Below are 12930 nucleotides of genomic sequence, written 5' to 3'. Positions count from 1 at the left end.
TCACCGTAACCGTGCAGTGTGGGCTTGTAACGAGGAGTCTCGATATGCGGGCACGATTGTGGACGACGGTGTCACGATTCCGCAGCAAGACAGCCAACATTGAATGCCCACGCCATCAACCATCTTCTCAGACCAGCGAAACAATAACGCTCAGATCACCTGCTTGTTCTTGTAGCGCATGATGCGCAACGCCTCGCGCTTGTCCTGCTCCTCACGCAAAGCCTGACGCTTGTCGTACTCCTTCTTGCCTCGTGCGAGCGCGATTTCCGCTTTGACCCTGCCGTCCTTGAAATACAGGCTCAGCGGAATGATCGTATAGCCTTTTGCCTGGGTCTGACGCTGCAGCTTCTCAATCTGCGCAGCATGCAGCAGCAATTTACGCTTGCGCTTCGGGGCGTGATTGTTCCACGTGCCGTTGAGATATTCCGGGATATTTGCGGCCTCAAGCCACATCTCGCCGCGCCTGTCAATACTGACGAATGCTTCAGCGAGCGACGCGCGCCCCTCGCGCAGAGACTTGACCTCGGTACCCGTGAGCACCAGTCCAGCCTCGTACGTGTCCTCGATGCTATAGTCGTGCCGCGCCTTGCGGTTCTGCGCAATCATCACAGTCCCCTGTTCTTTCGCCATTCCGTCCTCGTTCCTCATGTCCCTGGGGCACGCTCTCGTCTTGGATGCCCCGATGATGTGCGGGATCGTCGCGTCGTCCATCACCCTACGATGAGCGAGAACGTATGCGGTGCCCGCCACGCTGCCTGTCGAACCAACCATTGTACACGAAGTCGCACACGCCCGTATAGAGTCCGGCATCTGTGTCCGTCCCGCCGCTCAGCGCACCTCTTTCCATGCACCACCTTTCTCTGCTGCTTCTCCCCTGCACCATCTTCCGATCCTCTTCTCCAACCGAAACAGTCGATTGATTGTGAGTCACCACTACCCACCGGCGGCGACCCCTTATCGTCGCATACCCTTTGCGCCCATCATCCAACCGATTGTGAGTCCCCACCCACAACCAGCAACTATCCGAACCGCCCAACAGTAACCGGGCTATCCCCAAACCGCTGATTGTGAGTCGCCACTCACAATCAGCTACATACTCCTGATCCCGCAAACCCCTCACCCACCATCAACCCACCGATTGTGAGCCGCCACTCACAATCAGCAGCGGTTCCATGCCACATATTCGTTACCGACAATTTCCTGCTGAGACCTAGTGAGTCCCCACTCACAATCAACGACAATAGGACTGCAGATCTCTCTCACAAGACAGTTCCGGCATTGACTGTGTGTCCCACTCACAACCAGCAATGGCGGGATACACGCATCTCTTCGTAATTGCCGCACTACATCACAGATTGTGAGCCGCCGCTCACAATCAATGGCAAAACAACCGCCGACATCCACCACCCGACATCTGATCAACAATCGTTGTGAGCCGCCAGTCACAACCAGCCGCCAGCATCGCATCAGTCTCTTATGCCACCGCAGAAAAAACGTCGATTGCGAGTCGCCACTCACAACGGGTGATTTTCTGCGTCAATCACATGTCTATCTCTCGATTTCACAAATCAAGCTCAGAGTCACCACTCACAATCGTGAGCCATGGCTCCATCAACTTCCACCACGATTACCATCATCAATCGATTCAACAACAAGATTGTGAGTCATCACTCACAATCAAACGGCCGTGACCGCGTCGGCGTCCCTATTCACGCACTCCACTATTTTGATTGTGAGTCGCCGCTCACAAACAATGATGCAACGAGTGCGGATGACAGTAGATACAACGCGCAATCGTCCAAGGTTGTGAACGGCGACTCACAATCAGCCGAACAATGGCAGGAAATCTTCTCCGGGACAGTTTCATTCGCCTTGTTTGTGAGCAGTCACTCACAAACATCAGTAACCGGAGATGATCTTGTCAAGAACAACCGCCCAGGTCTGCTCAGGTTGTGAGCAGTCACTCACAATCAACGCGAAGAGGACAACAATCGTGGGACGTTTCACGATTCCACAGTTTGATTGCGAGTCGCCACTCACAATCAACGCGAACGATTTCTCTTCTTCTCTTCTCTTCCGTCCTTCCCTCCTACCTCGCCGGAAACCGCACACAGCCGCGCCATCGACTCCGCGTATAGGAATGGCGGGAGTGCGTCGCATCAAGCAACACGCTCCCGCCATTTTGAGAGGGCGAAAGACCCAGCCCGTCAGCCAAAGGACGGCTCAGCAGTCCAGTGGTTCAGCCCAGCGGTTCGGATCAGTAATGAATGTACTGATAGCTCCCGGCGTTCGAAATCGTCTCATACGCGGGGAATGTCGCGAACCCGGTGCCGCCTTCGGAAACCAGCACCGAACCATCAGAGTTCACGCGCTCGACTACGGCGACATGGCCGTACGCCGCATTCGCATACCAACGTGTCACACGCTGCCCGCGAGCGAATACCATCACCGCTCCGACATGTGGCGTGTTGTTCACCAAATATCCCAGCGAACGCGCGGTACCCGCCCAGTCGGCACCGTTGCCCATATACGAACCCACCGGCAGGCTCAACTGCGAACGGCGAATATACGCCCACAGGGTGCAGTTCCGCGCCGGATAAGTGTTGCCGTTGCCGATGTTGCCTGTGCGATGCCCGTAGCAGAATGAAGAGCCGGCAGGGCAACTTCCCGGCACGCCATAATTCATACCGGAGGCGCCGGAACCGCCCGAACTACCTGAATTATTTGAATTATGCGAAGTATTCGACGAATTCGAATTGCTCGGAGCACTCGGTCTTGACGCAGTCGAGCCGCTTGGTCCCTTGGAACTGGAACCCGACGAAGGCTTCTTGCCGGTATACTGCGCACCGCCGTTGGAAGGTGATGCCTGCTGATTTGAATAGTTGCTGGACCAGGAAGTGATCTCCGACTCCATCGCGACGATCTCGGCGGCCTCCTTCGCCGACTGCGAAGTCAGCTGGCTCTTCTGGCTTTCCAACGAGGCACGCTCGGCATTGCCCTGAGCCAACAAATCATTCAGCTCGGACTGCTTGGCCTGAGCAGTTTCCACGGCTTTCTGAGCCGCGGCAGATTGCGCATCGGCCTTCTGCTTGAGCGTGGTGATTTCATCCTCGATTGCCGCAAGCCGCTGCTCGCGGTTCTTCGCGGTGCTCAGCTGCGTCGCGGCGTCGCTTGCAGCATTGCTTTCGGTGCGGGTGACTGTGGCGTCGGCCTGCATCTTGTTGACGAAATCCTCGGTCGTGGTGGAATTGGTCACCACATTCATCACTTCCGAGGCGGTGGTGCCATGGAAGCTTTCACGCGCCATCTGGGCGACCGCTTCCTTCGCATCGTCATAGTTCGCGCCGGTCTGCTTGATTTGTTCCTGCAAGCTGGCCTTGTCTTGTTGCGCGGCCTCGAGTCGCTCCTGTGCGGCCTGCGCCTGGGATTGCGCCTGTTCCGCGCTGTTCTGCGCGTCTTCCAACGCCTGCTGCGCGGCGGGGATCTGGTTCTGGTTCAAATCGTTGAGTTGGAGGATCTGATTCGCCAACTGCGCGCTGACACCCGCCAGTTTGGCTTTGAGATCACTCTGGCTTTGGAGCTTTGCCTTGTACTGCTGCATCGTAACCGCCTGCGCCGGCTGCGGCGGCGCGATCATGTTCGCAGTGCCTGCGACGATAAAAGTGAGCGATGCGATCAGTGCGCCCACAATGGCGTCGATCTTTTTCGTGCGCTTCATATCACAGCCTTTCTTGTGGTGTATCGCACATTGTACATAACGATGCTCAATGGTCAATGGGAATACCCCCGTCGCGTATCTGCCATCGACGTGTATACCTGGAGCATCTCAATACCAAAATTCAAGACGAGCTTGAACGACGCTGCGGCGGCAAGAATGGCGCTGACCGCCGACCGAGACGAGTTCTCTCGGCATTCGGACATGCCTGCACATCCCATAGGCACCGCGCACTTTCCTTACACTTTGAGGTAGCGTCGCAACGACACAGCGGACGAAAGCGCGGACAACACCATCGCGCCGATGACGAGTGCCGGCGCCGCAAGCCATACGGTTTTCTGCGTGATGAACGGCATCCACTGAACGGTTTGCGCGATTCCATCGGTGATGAAAATCTGTACAATTCCACTCAATGCGCCGACCGCCAGCAGTGAGCCGATCATGGATGCTGTCATACCCTCAAGAATGAACGGCAGACGAATCGTCCAGTTCGACGCGCCAACCAGCCGCATGATCTCGGTCTCGTTCTTTCTCGATGCGGCGCTCATCCGGATCGTTGTACCAGTAAGCAGCACCGCGACCACAATCATGACACCTGCGAGGACCACCGTCACCACCGTCGCCTTGTTCAGCACATTGAACACCGGATCGAAGATCTGCCGCTGATCCTGGACTTCCTCGACCCCACTCACCCCCGAGAGCACTTCCGAAACCTGCTGGTATTTGGTCGGGTCGGTGAGTTTGAGCCGCAACGAAGCCTGCATATCCGCCGCAGTCAGCGTCCTGCCTTGATATATGCCGTTCGGATACTGCTTGAGGAAGGTGTTCTTATAGAACTCTTCACGGCTGACATACGTGACTTTGGACACGACGGAACCAAGTTCGTCTTGAATTTTGTTCTCGATATCAACAATTTCATTGTCGGTCGGCGCTTTCCCGCTCGAGCAGTTCGCTGACTGGCTCGTGCCATCAGGGCAAAGCCAGACCACGACCTCTACTTTGTCGTACCAGTCGCCTTTGGCCTTAGTGATCTGCGCCTGCATCAGCACGGAGGCGCCGATGAACAGGAAGGAGATGAACGTGACCAGCATGACGGAAAGAATCATCGGCACATTACGCCGCAAGCTTGTCCATGTCTCAGAAAGAATGAACCGTAACCTCATGACTGTTGACTTTCCTTCCCGTCCGTATCGCTCGTGTCCGGTGTGTCGCTCGTGTCTTGCACTTCTGGTGTCTCTTGCACCCGTTGCGCAGCCGCTTCGCCATCAACGGCGGGCGGCATCGGCGGGGCAGGAGGCGACGGCGGAGCGGGAGGCGCCACCCTGCTGTCGTCTGCACCACCCTGTTGCGGTTGTGCAGCCCGCTCATCCGAAGGCTGGCCTTCGTGACTGTGCAGCTCGGATGTCTCAACATTGGTGCCGTGCCGCTTGGCATACGCTTCCTCATGCTCGCGCTTCGCGGCGATATCCTCTGCACTCAGACCCTTGCCCCAGGTCATCGTGGTTTCCACAGACTGGAAGACCTCGCCATACCGACCGGTGCGCCCGGAATGAACCGAATGGGCGAGTCGGGCGATACCCTCATCGCCGTTCTCCGAAGCCATCAGTGATTGGGCGACACCAAGCGTCGCCGAAACCTGCTGTGTCGCGGAACGCTGAGGACGGAACTTCGCATCAGGATCGTCGGCGCCGGCTCCGACTGCTTTGGCGTCAGGGGTTCCATCCTGCCGTCCGGACACCCCGTCCTGGGCCTCAGACGTCCGCACCGCGTTCGCGTTTGAAGCTTTCGATTCGACATCACGGTCAGGGAAATACAAGGCTGAATCATATGAACCATGCTGCTCGTCGCGCACAATCTTGCCGTTGTGCAACTCGACGACTCGTTTGCGCATCGAATTGACGATTTCCTCGTTATGCGTGGCCATCACGATGGTCGTGCCGGTGCGGTTGATCGCATCAAGGACTTCCATGATGCCGAGTGACGTCGTCGGATCCAAGTTGCCGGTAGGCTCGTCGGCAAGCAGGATCTGCGGATGATTCACATACGCACGCGCGATAGCCACGCGCTGCTGCTCGCCGCCGGACAGCTCATGCGGATAGTTCCTCTCCTTGCCGGAAAGCCCGACCGTCTGAAGCACCTTGGGCACCAACGTCCTGATGGTTGAGCGGCTCGTGCCAATCACCTCAAGCGCGAACGCGACATTCTGCCAGACCGTCTTGTTGTTCAACAGCTTGTAATCCTGGAACACGAAGCCGATGGAACGGCGGTACTGCGGGACCTGCCGATTCGTCAAACGACGCAGGTCATTGCCCGCGACGCGAATCTCCCCGTCGGTCGCCTCCTCCTCACGCAACAGCAGGCTCAGCAACGTCGTTTTGCCGGAACCTGACGCGCCCACAAGAAACACGAAATCGCCACGGTCGATATGCAGCGTGATGTCATCCAGTGCCGGCCGTGTGCCTTTCGGATAAATCTTTGTAACATCATCAAGCGTTATCAGCGACATGATTCCCGTCTTCCGTGTCGATTACCGGACGTGTGCCCCGAATCCTTGCCCCGAGGCGGATACGAGGCAGCACGTTCTCAAGTGTTACCAAGTGTTGAATTCAGTTGTTGTCTCAAGGCTTGTGCCGACTTAGGCTTGGGCAGCTTCCTCGGCGGCCTGCTTGCGCTGGTCATGACGCCAACGGATGCCTGCCTCGATGAAGCCATCAATATCACCATCGAACACTGCCTGAGTCTGCGAAGTCTCATAGCCGGTACGCAAATCCTTGACCATCTGGTACGGATGCAGCACGTAGGAACGCATCTGGTCTCCCCAGCTGGCCTTGATATCGCCGGCGAGCTCCTTCTTCTTCTTGGCTTCCTCTTCGTGGCGCAGCACCAGCAGGCGGGATTGGAGCACCGCCATGGCGGCCGCACGATTCTGAATCTGGCTGCGTTCATCCTGCATAGAAACCACGAGGCCGGTGGGCAAGTGGGTGATGCGCACCGCGGAATACGTGGTGTTCACGCCTTGGCCGCCAGGACCCGACGCCTGGAAGGTGTCGACACGGATATCGGAGTCCGGAATATCGATGTGATCGGTGGATTCCACGAGCGGAATCACCTCGACCGCGGCGAAGGATGTCTGACGACGGCCCTGATTGTCAAACGGCGAAATGCGCACCAGACGATGTGTGCCGCCCTCGACCGAAAGCCGGCCATACGCGTACGGGGCATCGACTTGGAATGTGGCGGATTTGATGCCGGCTTCCTCGGCGTAGGACGTGTCCATCATCTTCGTCTTGAAATTATGCCGTTCCGCCCAACGCAGGTACATGCGCAGCAGCATCTGGGCGAAATCAGCGGCATCGACGCCACCGGCACCAGAACGAATGGTGACCACGGCGGAACGTGCATCGTACTCGCCGTCCATGAGGGTCTGGACTTCCATGTCGACGAGGTCCTGATCGAGCTGTTTGAGATTGTTGACGGCTTCGTCCATGGAATCCTTGTCGTCTTCCTCGGAACCGAGCTCGTACAGGGTCTCGACGTCGTCAATGCGCCGTTGGGCGTCCTTGAGGCGCTTCAGCTGGGATTGCGCTGCCGAGAGCTTGCTGGTAACTTGCTGAGCGTGTTCTTGGTCATCCCACAGGCCGGGCGCGCTCGCCTCTACCTCGAGATCCTTGATTGACGAGGCAAGGGCGTCCATATCGATGGCCTTGGCGATCATGTCAAATTTCGCCTTGGTCTCGTTCAAATCTTGCGTAAAGTCATAGTCTGCCACGTTTATCCACCTTACAGGCACAGGCGGAAATCGTCCGCCGACCCGCCCGAACGTTCACACCCTTTGCTGATTGTGAGCCGGCGCTCACAACTCAACTCCGAAATCACGTACCGCATCCGATACGCGTGGCTCCCCTGCCCTGATTGCGAGTCAGCACTCACAATTTTCTGTGATCCCACTCCCATTGGGCCACGAGCTGGTCTTCCTCCGATCTGATTGTGAGTCAGCACTCACAAATATCTGGGCGTCAAGCGCAACCTCCCCCGCTATCATGCGGCAAGCGCGATCTTTCCCCATCTGATTGTGAGTCGACAAACACAACCGAAGCTCCAGGCTCCCCTACGGTCGCCAATCATCACGGCCCCTGCGCCTGATTGTGAGCCAGCGCTCGCAACCCGCCAAGCTATGTCAACGATGCCAGCTCTCACCAGTCACCGTCAGTCGTCAGCAGCCAGCAGTTAGCAGCGACTAGCCACCTATCGACAATCACCAGTTACCAGTCATCGGTCGGTTTCAGCTACCAGTTGGGACATACAAACGAACAGTTGCGAGTGACAACTCACAATCAGACGGGAGAGACCATATCAGTCGCCGGCAATTGCTCATTCGCGTGCGCAAGGCGAGTCAGCGCTCACAATCATCGTCAGAGCAAACAGCGATACCTTCATCACCCAAGATCATTGTGGGTGATTGTGAGCGGACATTCACAATCAAGTGGGATGCACGGACTGGTGACGACGTATTCGGACTTGTTGCCGCATGATTGAGAGCCACCACTCACAATCAAGGGAGCAGAGTCAAGAAGCCGGTCAAGCCAGTCAAGTCACACAACCAGTCAAGCCGCATTGCCAGTCGAACGAAACCACCGGTCAGGCCAAACCGCCGGTCAGGCCAAACCACCGGTCAGGCCAAACCACCGGTCAGTTATGTCCTAGAAGTTGGTGTATGAAGCCCTGTTCCTTGCGGGCGTTGAAAGGAATCACCGCCTAGTATCGCCATTGATGGATAAGTGAAATTGATGGCGGGAAAGACCAGCCGATGACCGTAAAGCATACGTTAGCATCATTGGACGATGAACAGGCGCGAGACTTGCTGTTGCAAGTCGCGCGCGGGCAGGAGGAGTGCGTTACCGGCTCTCGCGGATGCTGGAGCCGATGCTGGACACGTTTATGGGCGCGGAGGCCGACGAGGCGTGCGGCGCAGCGTACATGACGCGCGGCGAGGTCGGCGGAAACCGGCGCAACACGGATGGCTACGAAACTACAGCGACGTCGAATCGCAAGAATCCCAGGAACAGATCTCTGACACAGTCACGGTTTGCGTCACGCTCGTAACCACGCCGGGAAAATCGCGACAACCTCGGCAACGGCACACCGCCCCGGAGGACATGATTCCGTCCGGGCACAATCGGATTCCAAAACGTTACACGCAACGACGACACCTACGGCGCAACCGAGAAGCAAAGGGACATCATCGATTTTCGACCGCAACACAGCAAAAACGCCCACGCGATTATTGCGAAGCCGCGCCCCATTGCGCGCTTCCTACCGGACCGACGTCAATCCAGCCACAAATTTGGCACACATTGTGCAATCATCAGACGTGTCAAATATCGCCATGACATCAGTGACCTTCCCCACCACCGGTCCATGAATCCAACGCGCGTCTTGCGTGCGACACCGAGTGCGGAATCGAAGTCAATGTCGCTGACAACCGCCGGCAACCGTCACTAAACCGTCAGTTTTCCCCCAACGATCAGGCATCAGCACTGCCATCGCCCAACCACAACCAAATTGTCCACACTACACAATTAACACACCATCAACCGTGCGCATCAGCCTTCTCGGTCATAGAATCATCAGCCTCTTTATCTATCCGCAGCAAACGAGAAGCCAATCGTCGCAATGGAATCGGCCCTGTCACGGCATGTTTCCTCCCCGACCGGCGTTCCAGGCGCGAGGCCACACTTACAGCGAGCGCGCGCCGTTCAACATCACTGCGCATATCATTCCAGGTGACATTCACGCACATCCAGCCAGCATCCTCGAGCAACGTACGACGGCGAACATCCTCCTCCCAATTGCTCGCATGCTGTTTACCGTCGTATTCCACAGCGACTTTGCACTCCGAATATGCAAGGTCGAGGAAGAATCGCCGTCGTCCGCCCACGTTCGCCTGCCCGGTGTCGTTCCTGATATCGACGTGCGGATTGACTTGCGGCATCGGCAAGCCATAGGACAGCAACATCAACCGCAATTCACTTTCTCGGACAGAATCAGTGTTCTCCCTCATCAGCACCATGGCTCTGCGAGAATTCACAGTGCCCGCCGGCATTCTTCGCTTGGCTTTTCGAATCTGCTCATGCGTCGCATGGCACAAATCGCGAAAATCACGCAACGTCATCCACCGTTGATCGCTATCCCTGCGCATGAACGCATCGCCCAGCAACACCAACGATTCCAGCCTCGAACGACGCGCGTACATCAGCCACGTCGTATCCGGCGCGACGCACGTAATACCCTCAAGATGCACCAGCCGCGTGGGATAGCTCCAATACACGCAGCGGACGCCCGCGATCCGTCTGCGAGTTTTCTGCGAATCCGCGACCACGACCAACTCGTCATGATTCAATTCATTCGGCACATCGATGCACAGCAATTTCAATGCGGTGCTCAGCGCAAAAATCAGCGGGGAAGCGGCGCGCGCCTGAAGTTCACGACAACGGATCAGCGTCTCAGCTTGGATACGTAACAGACGGACCTGAGTCGTTTCGGTGCGACGGCCATTCGCCTGCGTCATCAGCCCCGATCTTCGATGTTCAACGGTGTTCATGTTCATACGGTCGACGCTAGCTTGTCGCGCTTTCCGTCGGAAGCTGGAACGGACAATGTGGTCAGAAGATGAAGTTATCCACAGTAAGGTCGTTTCCTGATCCTCGCAGGCGGGCGGCGGCAGCGGCAGCGGGCAGTGTGGCATCCATCGGTATCCATTCCCGATATCCGCCTCGCAAGGGTCTGATATCTGTCTCAGGTATGCGCCCAGCATCCATCGAGTTTTCGCTAATGGTCTGCCAGGGATCCGACGGTCTCCGGCATGCGTCCGTTGTGAGCCGGGACTCACAACAAAACAGGTTGACGATGGCTGTCCCCGCACTGACGCATAAGAACACAACTGATTGTGAGCGCCCACTCACAACCAACGACAAGAGCGGCAATAACCAACCACCGAGCGACAGGCTAGTATCGTTGATTGCGAGTCACCACTCGCAACCAACGATCACGGCGACAACAATCGACAGCCTGATAGATTCCACATCGTTGGTTGCGAACTGCCACTCACAACCAACGATATTGACACACAGAACAGCCGCAGAACGGGTCCGCTGTGTCCATATTGTGAGTCCCCACTCACAACCAACGATAAGGACACCAACAACCAACGGACAGCACTCCACACCATCGATTGCGAACCACCACTCACAACCGACAGCATGAACGAGCAGAACCGCAGCAGAACGGGACCCAACACACCCACATTGTGAGCGGCCACTCACAACCAACAACAGGGCGCCCCAAACGACTACAGATGCAACCGCTCCACTTACTGATTGTGAGCCACCACTCACAACCAACAATCAGGACGGCACCATCAACCGCCAAACACCACCACGACAAACACCGCTCGGCCAGATGCCGCCCAGCCCACGCCACTGCCGCAACGCAACTCGCGCACCGGAATCCGCCTGTCGATAACCCGCGAACCGTAATATACTCGCCAGTAAGCGCACCATGGATAACGCGCACCTTCAGGACATCGCAAACCTCTAGGACATTGGCGCCCCAAAGCGTCAGAAAGCAGGAGAATATCATGGCAGACCAACGCACCGCATGGGGATGGGGACTGGCAAGCATCGACGCCGCCGGCACCACGCTCGACGTGTGGTATCCGAAACTTACCCTCGGCCCCGCTCCATCACCAGCCGACCGCCCGGCACACGGGTTCGACGCTCTCGTCCGCGAACAAGCCGACGCACGCGGGGTACGACGCATCCCGATCTTCACCGTAAGCGATTTGGACGCAGCCCCCACGGATGCTGCCGATGCCTATCTGCGTCTACACCTGTTGAGTATGCGCCTGGCAAAGCCGAACACCATCAATCTTGACGGCATCTTCGGAGTGCTCACGAACGTCGTCTGGACAAACTACGGCCCATTCGCCATCGAAGATTTCGCTCTGCGCAAGATGGATGTGCAGGCCGCCGCAGCACACGCCGCCAACGGCGCCCCCAGTGCCAACGTCGAAGTCATGCTCGTCGACAAGATGCCGCGTATGGTCGACTATGTGGTCCCGACCGGCGTGCGCATCGGCAACGCCGACCGTGTGCGCCTCGGCGCCTACCTGTCGGAGGGCACGACAGTCATGCACGAGGGCTTCGTAAACTTCAACGCTGGCACGCTCGGCGTTTCCATGGTTGAAGGCCGCATTTCGCAGGGCGTAGTCGTGGGCAACGGCTCGGATATCGGCGGCGGCGCATCGATTATGGGAACGCTGTCAGGCGGCGGCAAGTTGCGCAATTCCATCGGCGAGCATTCGCTGCTCGGAGCCAACGCCGGCATCGGCATCTCCCTGGGCGATAACTGCGTGGTCGAAGCGGGACTGTACGTGACCGCCGGCACCAAGGTGACCGTCTACGACAAGGCGAAAGTCGCGGCCGGCGAACCGCTCGACGTTGTCAAGGGTTCGGACTTGAGCGGCAAGAACAACATCCTGTTCATCCGCAATTCGGTCAGCGGCCGCATCGAGGCGCGTTACCGCAAGGTCGGCATCGCGCTCAACGAGAAGCTGCACAAGAACTGACGAATATCTCGAAAAATGCGGGGCAGATGAATGGTATAATCTGTATTACCTTTCGTTTGCCCCGTTTTCTGATGCGACCGTCGGCGAACGTCAAGCCATCTGCAGTGATGCGGATGCCGAGCGTTATCAACGGTCGGTCTCACACGCAATCGTGAGAAACATGAGAAAGAAGTAGTGTCATGCACATTGTCAGCATGGTCCTCGTGACCTTGGTATCTCTTGAATTCATGTACATCTTCTATTTGGAGACCATCGCGACTACATCGTCCTCAACGGAGCGCGTGTTCGGCATGACGCACGAGGAACTGTCGCGCAGTTCTGTGACAACGCTGTTCCGCAACCAAGGGGTGTATAACCTGCTGATTGGTGTCCTGTTGCTGATCGCGCTGTTCGCATACCACTCGCAGGCAGCGGTCGCATGGCTCTTGGGATACATCATCGCCGTCGCCGCATATGGCAGTTATACCAGCAGTCCGTGGATTATTCTGAAGCAGGGCGGACTCGCGATCGTCGCTTTGGTATTCACGCTCGTTTTTGGAGTATGAGAGGCGGATTCCGCGTATTGTCTCTGATGATGCGCTATTGATTC

The 12930-nt window shown here is 57.1% G+C and carries 9 protein-coding genes; 3 read left to right on the top strand and 6 right to left on the bottom strand.

Features of this window, described 5'->3' with window-relative positions; all coding sequences use genetic code 11:
* Positions 1–150: 150 nt before the first annotated feature.
* Positions 151–630 carry an SsrA-binding protein SmpB gene (gene smpB, locus ACTQYB_RS03255; protein WP_015450789.1) on the bottom strand — a complete coding sequence of 160 codons (480 nt, stop codon included), beginning with the start codon at positions 628–630 and terminating at the stop codon, positions 151–153.
* Positions 631–1602: 972 nt separating this feature from the next.
* On the opposite strand from smpB, the gene ACTQYB_RS03250 reads away from it, so the two are divergent.
* Positions 1603–1956: a hypothetical protein gene (locus ACTQYB_RS03250; RefSeq protein WP_441481864.1), complete on the top strand. Its 354-nt coding sequence runs from the start codon at positions 1603–1605 to the stop codon at positions 1954–1956.
* A gap of 301 nt (positions 1957–2257) precedes the next feature.
* Here ACTQYB_RS03250 and ACTQYB_RS03245 read toward each other — a convergent pair whose 3' ends face one another.
* The 5 genes from ACTQYB_RS03245 to ACTQYB_RS03225 form a co-directional block, all read right to left on the bottom strand.
* Positions 2258–3718 carry a CHAP domain-containing protein gene (locus ACTQYB_RS03245; RefSeq protein ID WP_441481863.1) on the bottom strand — a complete coding sequence of 487 codons (1461 nt, stop codon included), beginning with the start codon at positions 3716–3718 and terminating at the stop codon, positions 2258–2260.
* 236 nt (positions 3719–3954) lie between these two features.
* Positions 3955–4878 carry a permease-like cell division protein FtsX gene (ftsX, locus tag ACTQYB_RS03240; RefSeq protein WP_033506303.1) on the bottom strand — a complete coding sequence of 308 codons (924 nt, stop codon included), beginning with the start codon at positions 4876–4878 and terminating at the stop codon, positions 3955–3957.
* A complete protein-coding gene (ftsE, locus tag ACTQYB_RS03235; RefSeq protein ID WP_441481862.1) occupies positions 4875–6221 on the bottom strand; it encodes a cell division ATP-binding protein FtsE in 1347 nt (448 codons plus the stop codon). Before ftsE ends, ftsX begins: the two co-directional genes overlap by 4 nt.
* Positions 6222–6350: 129 nt before the next feature.
* Positions 6351–7484, bottom strand: a complete 1134-nt coding sequence (prfB, locus tag ACTQYB_RS03230) for a peptide chain release factor 2 (protein ID WP_015450794.1) — start codon at positions 7482–7484, stop codon at positions 6351–6353.
* 1821 nt (positions 7485–9305) lie between these two features.
* Positions 9306–10637 (bottom strand): DUF559 domain-containing protein, encoded by a 1332-nt coding sequence (locus tag ACTQYB_RS03225; RefSeq protein ID WP_441495905.1) that lies wholly within the window; start codon positions 10635–10637, stop codon positions 9306–9308.
* A 714-nt stretch (positions 10638–11351) separates the two neighbouring features.
* On the opposite strand from ACTQYB_RS03225, the gene dapD reads away from it, so the two are divergent.
* Both dapD and ACTQYB_RS03215 read left to right on the top strand, forming a co-directional pair.
* Complete coding sequence (dapD, locus tag ACTQYB_RS03220) at positions 11352–12341, top strand: 2,3,4,5-tetrahydropyridine-2,6-dicarboxylate N-succinyltransferase (protein ID WP_441481860.1); 990 nt, start codon at positions 11352–11354, stop codon at positions 12339–12341.
* A 179-nt stretch (positions 12342–12520) separates the two neighbouring features.
* A complete protein-coding gene (locus tag ACTQYB_RS03215; protein ID WP_033506293.1) occupies positions 12521–12886 on the top strand; it encodes a DUF1304 domain-containing protein in 366 nt (121 codons plus the stop codon).
* Positions 12887–12930 lie beyond the last annotated feature (44 nt).

Origin of the sequence: Bifidobacterium sp. LCP19S3_E9, from assembly GCF_052121135.1 — a bacterium.
Classification (GTDB): Bacteria; Actinomycetota; Actinomycetes; order Actinomycetales; family Bifidobacteriaceae; genus Bifidobacterium; species Bifidobacterium thermacidophilum.
The sequence above is the reverse complement of the archived record's forward strand: the minus strand, read 5'-3'. Positions and strand labels throughout refer to the sequence as shown.

Coding starts and splice junctions, on each gene's coding strand:
- smpB (WP_015450789.1), bottom strand. CDS start 630: ATGGCGAAAGAACAGGGGACTGTGATGATTGCGCAGAACCGCAAGGCG.
- ACTQYB_RS03250 (WP_441481864.1), top strand. CDS start 1,603: ATGGCTCCATCAACTTCCACCACGATTACCATCATCAATCGATTCAAC.
- ACTQYB_RS03245 (WP_441481863.1), bottom strand. CDS start 3,718: ATGAAGCGCACGAAAAAGATCGACGCCATTGTGGGCGCACTGATCGCA.
- ftsX (WP_033506303.1), bottom strand. CDS start 4,878: ATGAGGTTACGGTTCATTCTTTCTGAGACATGGACAAGCTTGCGGCGT.
- ftsE (WP_441481862.1), bottom strand. CDS start 6,221: ATGTCGCTGATAACGCTTGATGATGTTACAAAGATTTATCCGAAAGGC.
- dapD (WP_441481860.1), top strand. CDS start 11,352: ATGGCAGACCAACGCACCGCATGGGGATGGGGACTGGCAAGCATCGAC.
- ACTQYB_RS03215 (WP_033506293.1), top strand. CDS start 12,521: ATGCACATTGTCAGCATGGTCCTCGTGACCTTGGTATCTCTTGAATTC.